This window comes from Umezawaea sp. NPDC059074 (assembly GCF_042738955.1).
Lineage (GTDB): Bacteria > Actinomycetota > Actinomycetes > Mycobacteriales > Pseudonocardiaceae > Umezawaea.
In genome coordinates this window covers 94,964-108,747 of sequence record NZ_JBHYHC010000017.1, presented here as the reverse complement: position 1 = coordinate 108,747, position 13,784 = coordinate 94,964, and the positions used below count along the sequence as shown (strand labels likewise).

General features: G+C 68.8%; 13 protein-coding genes and 2 pseudogenes. 8 read left to right on the top strand and 7 right to left on the bottom strand.

Annotated features, from left to right (window positions below; translation table 11 throughout):
- On the bottom strand, positions 1-2,235 hold a 2,235-nt coding region (gene fxsT, locus ACFWW9_RS10940), incomplete at its 3' end, for an FxSxx-COOH system tetratricopeptide repeat protein (RefSeq protein ID WP_390374489.1).
- 640 nt (positions 2,236-2,875) lie between these two features.
- On the opposite strand from fxsT, the gene ACFWW9_RS10935 reads away from it, so the two are divergent.
- From ACFWW9_RS10935 to ACFWW9_RS10905, 7 genes are all read left to right on the top strand, one after another.
- Positions 2,876-5,572, top strand: coding sequence for a LuxR C-terminal-related transcriptional regulator (locus tag ACFWW9_RS10935; protein ID WP_390374487.1), 2,697 nt, complete (start codon positions 2,876-2,878; stop codon positions 5,570-5,572).
- A 231-nt stretch (positions 5,573-5,803) separates the two neighbouring features.
- On the top strand, positions 5,804-6,049 hold the full coding sequence (locus ACFWW9_RS10930; RefSeq protein WP_390374485.1) for a hypothetical protein: 246 nt from the start codon (positions 5,804-5,806) through the stop codon (positions 6,047-6,049).
- Entirely contained in the window at positions 6,046-6,543 is a 498-nt protein-coding gene (locus tag ACFWW9_RS10925) for a DUF3558 family protein (RefSeq protein WP_390374483.1), read from the top strand. Before ACFWW9_RS10930 ends, ACFWW9_RS10925 begins: the two co-directional genes overlap by 4 nt.
- Before the next feature lie 26 nt (positions 6,544-6,569).
- Positions 6,570-7,106: a hypothetical protein gene (locus ACFWW9_RS10920; protein WP_390374481.1), complete on the top strand. Its 537-nt coding sequence runs from the start codon at positions 6,570-6,572 to the stop codon at positions 7,104-7,106.
- A gap of 196 nt (positions 7,107-7,302) precedes the next feature.
- A complete protein-coding gene (locus ACFWW9_RS10915; protein ID WP_390374479.1) occupies positions 7,303-8,013 on the top strand; it encodes a Mov34/MPN/PAD-1 family protein in 711 nt (236 codons plus the stop codon).
- On the top strand, positions 7,989-8,198 hold the full coding sequence (locus ACFWW9_RS10910; protein ID WP_390374477.1) for a patatin-like phospholipase family protein: 210 nt from the start codon (positions 7,989-7,991) through the stop codon (positions 8,196-8,198). Before ACFWW9_RS10915 ends, ACFWW9_RS10910 begins: the two co-directional genes overlap by 25 nt.
- A gap of 79 nt (positions 8,199-8,277) precedes the next feature.
- Entirely contained in the window at positions 8,278-9,099 is an 822-nt protein-coding gene (locus ACFWW9_RS10905; protein ID WP_390374475.1) for a patatin-like phospholipase family protein, read from the top strand.
- Positions 9,100-9,227: 128 nt separating this feature from the next.
- On the opposite strand, the gene ACFWW9_RS10900 is transcribed toward ACFWW9_RS10905, so the two are convergent.
- The gene (locus tag ACFWW9_RS10900; RefSeq protein WP_390374473.1) at positions 9,228-9,335 is read right to left on the bottom strand and encodes a histone-like nucleoid-structuring protein Lsr2; all 108 of its coding nucleotides are present in this window, start codon (positions 9,333-9,335) and stop codon (positions 9,228-9,230) included.
- Between ACFWW9_RS10900 and ACFWW9_RS10895 the strand changes: the two genes are divergently transcribed.
- Positions 9,322-9,705: a transposase family protein gene (locus tag ACFWW9_RS10895; protein WP_390374471.1), complete on the top strand. Its 384-nt coding sequence runs from the start codon at positions 9,322-9,324 to the stop codon at positions 9,703-9,705. The two genes, ACFWW9_RS10900 and ACFWW9_RS10895, sit on opposite strands and share 14 nt — an antisense overlap.
- A gap of 179 nt (positions 9,706-9,884) precedes the next feature.
- Here the strand turns inward: ACFWW9_RS10895 and ACFWW9_RS10890 are convergent, their stop codons facing one another.
- The 5 genes and pseudogenes from ACFWW9_RS10890 to ACFWW9_RS10870 form a co-directional block, all read right to left on the bottom strand.
- Positions 9,885-10,712 (bottom strand): hypothetical protein, encoded by an 828-nt coding sequence (locus ACFWW9_RS10890; protein ID WP_390374493.1) that lies wholly within the window; start codon positions 10,710-10,712, stop codon positions 9,885-9,887.
- 39 nt (positions 10,713-10,751) lie between these two features.
- Positions 10,752-10,826 (bottom strand): annotated as a pseudogene (locus ACFWW9_RS10885) (hypothetical protein); the annotation flags it as partial.
- A 173-nt stretch (positions 10,827-10,999) separates the two neighbouring features.
- Positions 11,000-11,230: pseudogene (locus tag ACFWW9_RS10880) on the bottom strand (recombinase family protein); the annotation flags it as partial.
- A 474-nt stretch (positions 11,231-11,704) separates the two neighbouring features.
- Positions 11,705-12,250 carry a hypothetical protein gene (locus ACFWW9_RS10875; protein ID WP_390374469.1) on the bottom strand — a complete coding sequence of 182 codons (546 nt, stop codon included), beginning with the start codon at positions 12,248-12,250 and terminating at the stop codon, positions 11,705-11,707.
- A gap of 330 nt (positions 12,251-12,580) precedes the next feature.
- Positions 12,581-13,297 carry a hypothetical protein gene (locus ACFWW9_RS10870; RefSeq protein WP_390374467.1) on the bottom strand — a complete coding sequence of 239 codons (717 nt, stop codon included), beginning with the start codon at positions 13,295-13,297 and terminating at the stop codon, positions 12,581-12,583.
- Positions 13,298-13,784: the final 487 nt, after the last annotated feature.

Genomic DNA, 13,784 nt, shown 5'->3' with positions numbered 1-13,784 from the left:
GTCGGGGTGGTCGTCACCGAGTACGCGGCGATAGCGGGTCAGGGTGTCCTCGTCGAGTTCGCGTGCGGCTTGGTGCTCACCCAACTCCGACAGGTCGACGGCGAGGTTGTTGGCGGAGATGAGGGTGTCGGGATGGTCGTCACCGAGTACGCGGCGATAGCGGGTCAGGGTGTCCTCGTCGAGTTCGCGTGCGGCTTGGTGCTCACCCAACTCCGACAGGCGGTTGGCAAGGTTGTTGGCGGAGATGAGGGTGTCGGGATGGTCGTCGCCCAGCACGCGGCGATAGCGGGTCAGGGTGTCCTCGTCGAGTTCGCGTGCCGCTCGGTAGTCGCCCAGAGCGTTGAGGCGGAGGGCGAGGCGAGTCGTTGCGGCGAGGGTGGTGGTGTGGTCGGGTCCGTGGTGGTCATGGGCGAGTCGATGTGCGTGCTGGGCGTGGGGAAGCGCTTGACGGGGTTGCCCACTGGTCTGCAGGTAGCTGGAGATGCCGTTGAGCAGGCTGACGAGGGTGCCTTGGTGGGCCGTGAAGAGATCGTGACGGTCGGGTGCGGTGGCGGTGAGCAGGTGGGGCAGCAGTCGCTGCCACCGTGGCCACACCGCCGGGTTGTTCCACGGCTCCTCGGGACGGCCGCGATGCAACAGCACCGCGGCCATGACTGGCCAACCGTTCCTGGGCGCGGCGTGTGGGAGCGGGGGGCCTGTGGGGATGGTGCGGAGTAAGGCGGCAGGAATGCGGTGTAGCAGCAGGCTGTCGGCGTCGATGCGTGCCAGGGCGCGTTCGCGGAGCAGTCGCATGGTGTCGGCCATGGCCAGCGGGTCGGCGGCGACGGTGGCGAGTGGTTCGGGGAGGAGGTCGGGGTGGTTGGTGATGAGAGTGAGGGGGACGGGTTCGGGGGCGAGCCAGGCCAGCAGGGTGAGCAGTTGCAGCGCGGCGGGATCCCGGTCGGCCAGCGCGTCGAAGGCCACCGTCCACGATGCCGCCACCGGCATCGGCGCGTCGCCCTGGGCGGCGGCGGTGACGCCGCGGTGCAGCAGGTCCCGCGCCCGCGAGGTGAGCAGGTCCAGGTAGGCCGCCGGGGTGAAGGTGCCGTCGGAGAGCAGCGCGGCGGCCTGGTCCAGTGCCGAGGGCAGGTGGCCCAGCGTCTCGGCGACCTGGGTGATCTCGCTCGCGCTCAGGTGTGGTGCTTTGGCGGCCAGGAACCGGGCGGATTCCTCGGGGGTGAACACGTCGATCGACACCGGCACGGCGACCCCGGCCCAGAACGGGTACCGGGAGGTGATCACCACCTGCACCCGTCCACCGGGCAGATGCGGGGTGAGGGTGTGGGGGTGTTCGGCGTTGTCGAACACCAGCAGCACTCGCTCCTGCCCGCGCAGCGCCCCCCACACGCGCGGCACGGCCGTGGCGACCGGTTCACCCGGCTCGGTCAGGCGCAACGCCTGACCGAGTTCGGCCACCTGTTGGGCGATCAGGTCGGGGTTCTCCGCGGCGATCCACCACACCACGTCGTAGTCGGCGGCGTGGCGGTGGGCGTACTCGATCGCGGTGCTGCTCTTGCCCACACCCCCCATTCCTTCGATGGCCCGCACCACCACCGGGCCGTCACCGAAGGACTCCGTCAACTGCTTCAGCAGCCCTTCGCGGCCGGTGAATCCCTGTAATCGGGCGGGGACCTTCCACACCCGCACACCCGGCTCCACACCGACCACGGCGTCCGGGACCGCGGCCGTGCCCGCCGGAGGCGCGGCCCGGAGTTCCGTCAGCGCCTGGACCACGGCGGCATCCAACCCCGCCGGGGTTGTGACCATCTTGACGGTCAGCCCGCTGTCGAGCAGCAACCGCCGCCGAAAGGCCTCCTGACGATCCCCGAACTCCGGATCCCGGAACAACGCCCCCGGCCCCACCGCCGCCTCGTCCAGCACGAACACCAACCGCGGCTTGCCCAACTCCGTCGCCGCCTCGAACTCCAACTCCGTGTACGACAACGACGGCCGATCCACCACCGGCGACCCATACCGAAACCCCACCACCAGCACGTACACATCGCACTCGGCCACCCGCTCCCGGCACAACGCCGCCGGGTTCAGAACATCGGCGGTGAAGTGCGCCATGTCCACCGGCGCGTCCCGCACCCGCAGCACGGCCTTCTCCACCGCATCCACGAACGACCCACCCGCAGGATGTTCCCGCAGCTCGGAGGTATGACTCAGGAAAACCCGCCGAGCCGAACCAGCCACCAGCACACACCCCCACAGACCACAACACCGTCACACTCACATCGTCGCGGTGCCCCACCGCGTTGCACCAACCAACACGCGGTCATCGGCAGAAGCGAATTTCGCCACACCTGAGGAGTGACCGCGTCCTCGGGTAGGCGTTGTCCTGGGCGACCTGCTCATCTACAACCCGGTCAACCCGAGCGGCGCCGACTTCCACCTCGCGCTCGCCTGCGCCCCGTACACGCTGGTGGACCTGCTGCTGAACCGGGCGTGCGTGACCCTGTCGTGACGCGCGGGCGGCGGACCAACGGTCGGTGGCCCGCCGCCGTTCGGGAGTGATCGGATCCATCCTTCGCACAGCACGAGATCCATCCCGCACGTGGGTGTTCAACAAACTCGGTCACATCATGTGCACCAGCAGGCGTTTGGCCTTCAAGAGGACCCAGTCGTCGATGAACTGCTCGGCGCCGAACCCCACCGCGATCCGCAGGACCACCACGGTGAGCATGTGCCGCAAGATCTCCGACCGGAGATCCGACGGGGTCGCGGCCCACCGCGCGTACTCGCGCTTTGCGCAGCTCCCGCCGAATACCGTCCACATCGGCCGGTCGTGGGTTAGGGTCGGGCGTCCGTCTCAGGGGTGGAGCAGGGAGTGCTCGTGGCACAGGCCGTGGTCGGCCGCAGCGCGCTGCTGGACGCGGGCTGGGCGGCGCTGGCCGGGGGCGGCCGGGTCCTGCTGGAGGGTGCGGCCGGGATCGGCAAGACCGCGGTGTGGCGGGCCCTCGTCGACCGGGCCGAGGCCGCGGGGTCCACCGTCCTGTCCTGCGCGCCGACCGAGTCCGAGGCCGACCTGCCGCTGGCCGCGCTCGCCGACGTCCTGAGGCCCCTCGCCCCGCACGTCGACGCCCTGCCCCCGCCGCAGCGGCGGGCCGTGGCCGCCGTGCTGCTCTCCGGCGAGACCGACGGCGAGGTCGACGAGCGGGCGCTCGCCGCGGGTGTGCGCACCGCTCTGGAGGCCGCGGGGGAGCGGGTCCTCGTCGCGGTGGACGACGTCCAGTGGCTCGACCTGCCCAGCGAGCGGGCCCTGCGGTTCGCGCTGCGCCGCACCGCCGCCGCCGTCCTGCTCGCCCGCAGGCCGGCCGCCGACGACCCACTGGGTCTGCCCGACCCGGTCCGGCTCGAGGTGCCGCCCATGGGCGTGGGCGAGCTGCACCACCTGCTGCGCGAGCGGCTCGGCACCGCCCTGCCCCGCCCGCTGCTGGCCCGCGTCGCCCGCGACAGCGGCGGCAACCCGCTGCTCGCGCTGGAGATCACCCGTGCGCTGCACCGGCTGCCGAGGCTGCCCAGGACGGGGGAGGACCTCCCGGTCGCGGCGTCGGTGCAGGAGCTGCTGTCCCAGCGGGTCGCGGCCCTGCCCGGCCCCGTCCGCGACGCGGTGCGCCTGGCCGCCCTGCTCGCCGTCCCGACCGCCCGCGACCTGCTCGCCGCCGGGGTCGACCAGGACGCGCTCGACCAGGCCGAGGAGTCCGGCCTGCTCGTCGCGCACCCGGACACCGTCGCCTTCGCCCACCCGCTCTACGCCGCCACTGTGCGCTCCGGCGTGCCGCCGGGCGTGCGCCGCGGCCTGCACCGCAGACTCGCCGACGTCGTCGCCGACCCCGACGAACGCGCCCGCCAACTCGCGGGCGCCACCACCGGCCCCGACCCCGACGTGGCCGACGAACTGGCCAGGGCCGCCCGCCGCCACCGCGACCGCGGCGCCCCGGAGACCGCCGCGGGCCTGTGGGACCGGGCCGCCGCCCTGCACCCTTCTTCGCAGGCAGCCGTCACCCACCGCCTGGCCGCCGAACGCGCCCGCTTCGACAGCGGCGACTACGCGGGCGCCGAAGCGGGCGCGGCCGACCTGGCCGCCTCCTGTGACGGCCCCGACCGCGCCGAGGCCCTGCTCCTCCTCGGCGAGATCCGCCACGCCGCCGACGACCTGGACGGCGCCGTGGCCGCCGCTCTGGAGGGCCTGGAGTCCTGCCCGCCCGACTCGGTCCTGGCAGGCCGCATCCACGCCCACTTGGCCGTCTTCGACGTCCGCCCGGAAGCCGCGGGAGAACACGCCCGCCGCGGCTCGGCTCTGCTCTCCGCCGACCCCGCCCACCGCCCGCTGGCCTCCGCCACCCTGCTGATGGAGTTCTACAACGACCTGCGCGCGGGCAACGCCCCCCGTGCAGAACTGCTCACCCGCGCCTTGTCCTTGGAAGACCCCGAACCATCCCGCCTGGCAGCCACCGTCCCCGCCATCTACTGGAAGGCCGTCGACGACCACGACCTGGCCCGCGCCCGCCTCACCACCCTCCTGGACCAGGCCGTCGCCCGCGGCGACGAACCCGCCCAACACGACCTCCACACCCACCTGGGCGAGGCCGAGATCTCCGCGGGCCGCTACACCGCCGCCGCCGACCACCTCCGCCTAGCCCACGACCTGGGCACCCAACTGGGCACCGGCCTGGTGGGCGAGAACTGGCTCTTGGGCGTGCTGGCCGCCCACCAGGGCAACCTGACCGAAGCCGACCGCGTAGCCCGGGCCGGCCTGACCGAAGCCGCCGCCACCGGCGACATCTGGTCCGCCCGCATCCACCACCTCCTGGCGGCTTTCACGGCCTTCTCCGCCACCCGCCCCGCCGAAGCCGCCACCCACTACACCGCCCTGGCCGAGGCCGTGGACGCCCTGGGCCTCAAGGAACCCCTGTCCCTCCGCTTCGAGGCCGACTGGGCCGAAGCCTGCATAGCCGCCGGAGACCTGGACGGCGCCACCACCGCCTTGGCCCGCCTCACCGCCCGCCACACCCGCCTCCCCCGCCCCTGGACGACCTTGGGCCTGGCAAGGGTCCGCGCCCTCCTGGCCGCCGCACAAGGCCAAGACCCCACCCCAGCCCTGGACGCCCTCACCGCCGCCCGAGACTCCATCCCCCCAGCCGTAGTCCCCTTGGACCGCGCCCGCTGCCTCCTGACGACAGGCATAGTCCTCCGCCGCACCCGCAAACGCACCGCGGCCCGCACCGCACTCACAGCGGCGGAAGCCGAGTTCACCACCCTGGGCGCCACCGCCTTCACCGCCCGCGCCCAATCCGAAGCAGCCCGCCTCGGCATCAAACCCGCTGGCGGCACCAACACCACCCTCTCCCCCACTGAAACCCGCGTGGCCCACCTGGCCGCCGCCGGCCGCACCAACCGCGCCATAGCCGAAGAACTGTTCCTGAGCCCCAAAACCGTAGAAGCCAACCTGGCCCGCATCTACCGCAAACTGGGCATAACCACCCGCGCCCAACTGGGCGCCGCCATGACCTCCTACCCGGACTCCTGAAGAGTCCACTGTGGCCGATCACCCCCTACGGGCAAAGACGGCCAATCACCACCAGAACGCAGAGAAGGCCGACCATCGCCTTGGCCGCCGCAGAAGGCCGACTACCCACCCACGCACCAAGTCGCCGACGACCACCCGCAAACGTGAGCCGAGTCGGGCTGACCCCACCCGCCTAACCACATAGGGAAACACCCGATTCGCCACCCCCACCCCCCGCCCTACCGTCCACTCATGCCCGACGAACTCTTCGCCTTGGAGCGCTACGAGCACTCCGGCACCCCCACCGCCCCGTGCCCCCTCACCTCCGGCGCCCGCCTGGTAGCCGCAGTGCACCTCCCCGAAGACGACGTCGTCCTAGCCCTGGTAGAAGGCCCCGACGAGGCCCACGTCACCGCGGCCGCCCAGGCAGCAGGCTGGCGCGTCGACCGCCTCCTCCCAGCCCGGTGGCTCGCAGCCCCGAGAGGAACCGCAGAGTGAACCGCTTCCCAACCGTCCTACTGGCCCTCCTGACCGCCCTGACGATGACAGCGTGCAGCACCGGCACCTCGATGCCGGGAATCCCCGGCGCAGGCGCAGGCCCACTGGCCGCAACCCCCACACCCGCGGACGCCCCCGGCATCGACGCCTGCACCCTCTTCACCGAGGCCGAGCTCACCGACGTGCTGGGCGAGCACCAGCGCAAGGGCAGCGCGGGCCACAGCACCTGCCAGTGGGAGAACTCCGACTACCACTCCGTCAGCATCGACGTCGGCAGCACCGGAACCGCCCCCGGTGGTGTCGTGCCGGAGGAACCCATGATGGGCGAGTTCGAGAAGGGTGGCGGCGGCCTCACCTACTACACCGGCGGCTACACCACTTTCGCCGTAGGTGACCGCGTCTGCCGCCTGCAGATCGTCACCGACGTCTCCAACCCGGCGACCGACCGCCCCGCCATCGACCGTTTCGCCGCTTTGATCAAGGAACGCCTGTGAGCCGCCCAACCTCCGAAGGAATCACTGTGCCCCGTCTGAGAACCGCCGTACTGGCACTCCTCCTGACCGCCCTCACCGCCTGCTCGGCTATCCCCAGCACCAGCCAATCCCAACGCCCACTCCCCACCGCGTCCACCGAAGCCCCAGCGCCCACCGACGCGACCGGAGCCAACACCACGGGGAAGGACAGCGGCCTACCCAATGCCTGCGACCTCCTGACCACGGCCGAAGCCGAGGCGGTGGCGGACACCGAACTCCAAAACCCCGAAGACGCCGCAGGCGTGCAATGCCTCTTCGCGGGTCCGGTCGACGGTCCGACGGCCCAGGTCGAGGTGTTCGTCGGCCCCGGCGCCAAGAAGTTCTACGACATCGACGTCGAGCTGGGACACGAGTTCACCCCGCTGCCGGGCATCGGCGACGAGGCCCACGCCGAGGAGGACACCGTCTTCGGGCGCGTGGGCGACACCTGGTTCGCGGTCCGCCTGGTCAGGCTCAACGACCCGGCCGAGAACGCCCCCCGACTGGTCACCGCCGCCAAGGCCGTGGCCGCCCGCATGGCGTGACCCGACCGCGCCGCCTTCCGGCGTCCCGGAGGCGGCGCCCGCGGTCACAGGTCGAAGGACCCCGTACTTCGTCTTGCCCGCGGGCCGGTGCACGCCGGCGACGACCCGGCGTCCGTGGTCCGGCAGGGGACGGCGCCGTTGGCGAAGAGGAGCTTGCCGGTGCCCAGGACGACAGGGAACACGGGCTGAGGCCACCATGACCGCCGTCGCCGTTCGGGGGCCGGCCTCGCGACTTCCGCAAGGCATCGTGCTGGAACGTCTGGGCTGGCCGAACGATGTCGTCGTGACCGATCCGGGCACGAGCTACGACGTGCGACTGTCGGCGCAGGCGATGGCCGAGATCCGCGCGGAGGTTCGGCGCGGTGCTCGCGTGCGTGGCCCTCGGATCGAGATCGGGGGCATGCTCATCGGAAGTGTGGACGACGCGACTGGTGTTGTCAGCGTCGACATCGCCACCGGGCCGTCGCCGGACAGCAAGCTGTCGAGCGGCTACTTCTTCCACGGCATGGCGGGCACGGACGAGCTCGTGGAGCGCTACTCGCATCAATCCGGCCGTGTGATCGGATTCCTCGGCATCTGGCACAGCTACCCCGGAGGACCCGCGCGTTCCAGCAAGATGGACATGACGGGTATGTCCGTGCTGACCACCGCGTCCGCCGACATCCCCAGAGCGTTGATGGTGATCGTCGGCGGTGCACCCGAGACGTGGCTGGGTTGGGTCGAAGGGAGCGGGCTGCCGGACATCCACGTCGAGATGGTCGCGCGTGATCCGGCAACGCTCGACGAGACGCCTGCTGGACCGGCACTTCAAGAGGTTCCGTTTGGCGAGTACCTGTCAGGCGGGTACTCCGTGCCGCCGACGCACTCACGCCGTCGGCGGCGGTGGGTCTGCTGGAGGAGAAGGTGATCACGATCCCCGCCGTTGGGCTTGCGTTGTCAGGTGGAGGGCCTCGGGCCATCGCCTTCGGTCTCGGGTGCATGCGCGCACTGCACGACTGCGACGTCCTTCGCCATGTCCGGGTGGTGTCGGGCATCAGCGGCGGAAGCGTGCTCGCCGCGATGTGGGCCTACGGGCCCACGACCTTCGCCTAGTTCGACGCGACGGTCACGGACGTGCTGCGCCGCGGGGTTTCAGCTTGATCTGGCCCGCCGGGCTCTTTCGCCGCTCTCAATGGTGAAGGGCGCGGTCGGCATCGTCCGCGCGGCGCCGTTGATGCCGGGCCGTCGTCCTCGTGCATTCACTCGCACCGAACTGCTCGCTCAGGTACTGCGGCACCGTGTCTTCGGTTCTCTCGACTTGAGCCAGGTCGAGCAGCCTGACCTCACCGCCGTCATTTCAGCCACCGACCTCACGAGCACGAACGCGGTGCGCTTCGGCAGCGGTGTCAGTTCGTGCGCGCCTTTCGGCCGGATCACTGATCCCGTACCGGTTGCCGACGCCGTTGCCGCTTCGGCGGCGTTCCCCGTTCTGCTGCCCGCGCTCGTCCGGCGCTACGAGTTCCAGAACAGCCGTGGTCACCGGACAGACCACGTGCTGACCATGACCGACGGTGGTGTGTACGACAATCTGGCGCTCTTGCCGTTGATGCCGGGACGTTCGGCGGCGCACACCAGTCACGTGTACGAGCTCGATCACCTGATCGCTGTCGATTCCGGCCGCGGCCGGAGCCTGAAGGGCGGCGCGACGTACTTTCCCACTCGCATGGCGAGAAGCCTCGACATCACCTTCGCGAAGGCGCAGGACTCGACGCGTGCACAGCTCCACAAAGCCGCTGAGTACGGCCAGCTGCGCGGGTTCGTGCACAGCTACCTCGCCATGCACGACGACAACCTGCCCGTGCCGGTCGCGGATCTCGTGGCCCGGTCCGACGTCATCGGATACCCGACGAACTTCCGCGCGATGTCCGCTGTTGATCTCGCTCTCCTGACCGCCCGCGGTGAGCAGCTCACCCGAGTACTGCTGGCGCACTACTGCCCGCACCTGATCGGCTAGTCCACTGTGGATATTCCGGTTGGTCACTGTCACGCGGGTCCACCTCGCCGGCGAAGTGGACCCGCGTGGTGGAGAAGGCGCTGGTGATCTGCTGATGCGGCTCGCCAAGTGAGCTGTTTAGGGCCACGTCAGCGGTGCGCCTTCTCGAACGCCTCGATGACGCTGGTGAGAATGCGGCCACGGTCAGAGAGGTCGTGGCCGTTGGTGCGAGCCCACTTGCGGATGACCGCGGACATCACCCAAGCCCGCCAGTCCGGAATGGTCGCCCTCCTCAAGAACACCACTGGTTTGCGGATCCTGGCCGATGCCGGCTACCAAGGGCTCGGAGCCCGAACAGTCGGGCAGGTGATCACCCCGCCCTACCGGAAGTTCCGCAAGAATCCGTCATCCTGGTACGAAGAGATCCATACGCGCCAACGCAAGGCCCATTCCTCACGACGTATCCGCGTCGAGCATGGCATCGCCCATCTGAAGAACTGGCGATCACTGACCCGTCATCTCGGTCGTCGTGAGAGCTTCGCCGACACGGTCCGGGCAGTGGCAGGGCTGCTGTCAGACCACCAGCACCACGACCGCATCGAGGCCGCCCGGACGACGATGCAGTAGCCACCGCGACAACTCGTGCACCGACGACGCTCAACGGCCAACCATGCACGAGGTCGTTAGGCGACCTACTAGGGCTCCGCATCTCGTCGATCCCCTGAGTGGCTGAGTGCGCCAGCTTGGTGAGGGGTTGGAGCGTTGACACGTTTGAGCACTGGTGACTTGCACTCGGCCTGTGGGCGCTAGCCGCGTACGACAGGCAGGTTCCGCACGAAGAGTGGTCGACGCATTGGATCGTGACGTGGTTTTTCTGGGCTGGATCGGAAGGCTGATGGGTTCGCGATGTCGCGGCCAGAGAATCGATATTCTGATTTGGCGGAGAACTCGTTGCCAGCGGTTCGTGGCTTGATTCGAGGATCGTGCTTGGCTGTTCGCGGCTCATCTGTAATGGGTTGTCCGTGCTGATTTAGTCCGATCGGGTACGGGATCCATCCCGTGTCTGAAATGGTCTGAAATGGTCTGGGCTTATGACGCACAGTGTTGGAAACAACACGGGATCTATCCCGCACTTGCGTGTCCGAAATGCCCTCTCGGTCATGAGCATTATTCACACGGCTCACGGGTTTGATGATCACATCAGCCTCGTGGGCCGTGTGCGTATACAGAACTTGCAGGTCAACGGACTGATAGAGCGCCGCGAGCGTCTCCGTTTTCGCTTCCTTCAGCACAGTGCCAACGTCACCCAATGAGTCGATGGCCGCGTAAATTTCGGCGTCGCTGACCGTGTTCGGTGCCGGAGTGCCTTCCAGTTCCGCCCGAGCAGCCGCCCGTGCCGCTTGCGCCTCGTTCATCGCCTCCACCAGCGCGGCCGGATCGATCCCAGCCTTGATCGCTTCCTGGAACCTGTTCATGTGAGCTTCCGCCGCAGCAAGCCGCTGTTTCGCCGTCTCGCGCCCGTTCCGCGCGACAGCCGCTCCCGGTTGAGAGGCAACAACTTTGGCCACCGTGCGATCCACATTGGCTGGCGCGAACACCTCGCCGAGCCAGTCGTTCACCGCGTCCTGGATCACGTCTTCGCGGAGGTAGATCGCCGGTGGGTGTGATGCCAAAGCGGGGGAGCCGGGAGCCAACGTCCGTGCCGGGCAGCGGTAGTACATGCCGTGCTTGCGCGGGCTCGCCTCCATTTTCCGGTCGCACGCCGAGCACCGGATGCGGCCGCGGAACAAGTAGGTCTGCTTCGTGGGCCGTTCGGCGCGCGCTGTTTCCGTGCGGTCTTCAAACCGCCCACAGACTTCGACCTCCGTAGCAATTGAGCTTCGGTGAACACCTCGACCGACACAATCGCGGGCTGGCGTGACCGGATGACCTTTTCCGGGCTGGTCTTCCGGAACCGTGTGACATATCCGGCAGCCACGTCGTCCGGGTCGAGCAGCAACTCATGCCGAGTCCACCGCCCGAAGAACGCGTAACCGGTGTACCGAGGGTTGTCCAGAATCGCCCGGACGGTGCTGCCCTGCCACCCATCACTGGGTCGATGCCGGTTCTGGTCGGGACGTCGCGCAGAGGGGCAGGGAATCGCGGTTACCACTGATCGAGGTGATCCATTGCGGCAAGGGTTTGTTGGCCGTCCGGGCAGAAGTCGTCTCAGCGGGTGTGAAGCCGCGGGCACACTTCGCGGGTCAACAGGCACGGACAGGTGTGAGCACGTGGTCCTGTGGGAGCGCCGTCATGACGCCACGAGTGAAGCCCACGTTCGTGCAGCCGTGTGAGCGTGGCTTGACGTCCACGAAGTCAGTAGGCTCGGAGGTGTCTGACCCAGATGTGCGATCCGGTCAGGTAAAGGTCGAATGCGATCCGATGTGCACGTTCACGCAGCTATCACGTATGCCTCCGGCACGCGGAGAACGCTCTCGGGACAAAGACGGCTGATGAGGGATTGGCCTGTCTGCCGCCGGAGTAGGCCGGGTGGATCACCGCGTCGTGCGGGCCAGCAGTGCGTTGAAGAGTCGTTGGCCCGCGGCGATGCCGAAGCCGGTGGTCAGTGCTGCGAGCAGTTGCCTGGTTAGAGGTGTCGTGGTCCGACGTGGCTCGGTGCGGTCGGCGCAAGGGGTGGTGCGACCGGGGGAGTCGGGGCGAGGTCGGACTGTTCCCGGTCTGCGGTGTCCTCTGTGGACGTCGCGCTGGGGCGGACCAGGCGGTGGACGCGATGGGCTACGTCGATGAGTTTGGTGGCCACCGGTTGCCCGTCCCAGGCCAGCAGTTCGATCCGGCCAAGGGTAGCCAGTTCGGCGAAGCGCCTGTCGGCGCTGCCGACCAGGAAGATCCGGCCGCCTTCGGCGTGGATGCGGCGGGCATGGGAGAGCAACGCCAGTTCGGCGGCGTCGGGGCCGGGTGGTATACGCAGGGGTGCGATACGCGGCTCAGCCAGGAGCGAGGCGAGTGGATCACCTTCGGTCGTATCGGGGCGTGCGTAAGCGGCGACCGCGTGGTGGAACCCGCCGGCAGCCGCGAGCAAGGTCTCCAGCCGTGCGCGCAATGGTCGGGGACGGAACTGGGCGGTGCCGAGGTTCTCCAGGTCCAGCAGCAGGACTGGTTCGTCAGCGTTCATGGGCACCCAGCCCCGAGGACGACAAGCGTGGCGATGTTGATCACGGCACCATCCTTGCCGCGGTGGCGGGGAATGCGATGCGACGCGTCGTGGTGGTCACACCAACGGGGGAGTGATGTCTCTGTCAGGCTCATGTCGCGACGGACCACTCGGTCGAGAGCTGTTCGGCTGCTCAGCAGCGCTGCAAGCGGCAGACGTCGGTGGCACCCACGCCAAGGTGCGCGAGGGGATCTTGCGTCGGGTGGGTTCACCGAGGTAAGGGTCGTCTGGCGTCTGGGGATGACCACGCGGTGGTCACCGTGCTGTCAGGGGGTGCCCACGTCGCGTACCTCACCATGGCGACCTTGAGTGAACCGTTTCCTGCACGATGTCGAGAGGCCATCGTGATCCGGTGGCGGTGATCCGCGGGTTGTCGACCATGGAGACCGGATGAGCAGGGTGACGGTGTGCCACGGCTGTTGTTGTGGCACGGTTCGCAAGCATCCCGAGGTGGACCACGTGGGGCACCTCGAACGGTTGCGGGACTCGCTCGGTGACGATCGGGTCCGGGTCGCCGACTGCTTGGACGCGTGCGCTCACTCCAACGTCGTCGTGGTGCGACCGTCCAGCGGCGCACGACGAGCCGGTGCGCGGCCGGTGTGGCTGGGTGGAGTCCTGACTGACGCGTCGTTGGGCGAGGTCATCGCCTGGGTCGAAGCCGGTGGCCCTGGCCACACAGTGATGCCGGACGAGCTGGCCGACCACCTGATCACACGGCCTATGGGCGACTAGGGATTTCGCTCGTGGTACTGCGCTCGACAGTTGCTCGGGGGTGTTCGTGCCGGTGGCGATCAGTCTCACGGTGTGGTCGGCCCAGTTGGTCAGCAGGATGTCATCGTGGGAGATGGCCATTGCTCCGGCTCCGGTCCGCTCCTGGTGGTCGCGGATGAGGGTCATGCGCGGATCGACCGACAGCCGTGGCTGCTGGAAGAGCACGCCGATCCGCGTGCGCTGGTCGCGGGGTACGCGGTAGCGGAAGCCGCTGACCGAGCGGTCGTCGAGGCACACGGTGCGCTGAACGGTTTGTGCGGCGAAGAGAGCACGCGGGCCAGGGGTACTCGCCGCTGTCGCCCAGGCCCACCAGGCCAATGGACTGTCCGGGGTGGACAGTCGACGAGATGCTGTCGGGCATGGGGCTCGACGTCGCGTAGGGGATGCCGTGGGCTCGACTTTGCTCGTGATCTCCACCGCAGTGCCGCGCCGAATACTCGACCACCTGGACGTCCTTCCCGACGGCGCGCACCCCTGCGGGCGCACTGGGAGGTTCTGGAGGTGTCGGAGCGGTGATGGGCTTTCGCCCTGGTCACGGTCGGTGTGCGTTACCAGGGTATTCGAGTGAAATCGTCTTCCCGCTATGGCCTATTCTCGTTGTTTCAACGGCGTGTTACGTTCAAATGCGGTGGTAATGCCGCCGATAGGCCCGTCGTGGCCGATGTTTCGCTCCTGAATATGGATCGGCCACCTGTCAGAAGAGGTGCACAGTGCCCCAAGACGG

Coding starts and splice junctions, on each gene's coding strand:
- ACFWW9_RS10930 (WP_390374485.1), top strand. CDS start 5,804: ATGCCCGACGAACTCTTCGCCTTGGAGCGCTACGAGCACTCCGGCACC.
- ACFWW9_RS10915 (WP_390374479.1), top strand. CDS start 7,303: ATGACCGCCGTCGCCGTTCGGGGGCCGGCCTCGCGACTTCCGCAAGGC.
- ACFWW9_RS10905 (WP_390374475.1), top strand. CDS start 8,278: ATGGTGAAGGGCGCGGTCGGCATCGTCCGCGCGGCGCCGTTGATGCCG.
- ACFWW9_RS10895 (WP_390374471.1), top strand. CDS start 9,322: ATGACCGCGGACATCACCCAAGCCCGCCAGTCCGGAATGGTCGCCCTC.
- ACFWW9_RS10900 (WP_390374473.1), bottom strand. CDS start 9,335: ATGTCCGCGGTCATCCGCAAGTGGGCTCGCACCAACGGCCACGACCTC.
- ACFWW9_RS10875 (WP_390374469.1), bottom strand. CDS start 12,250: ATGAACGCTGACGAACCAGTCCTGCTGCTGGACCTGGAGAACCTCGGC.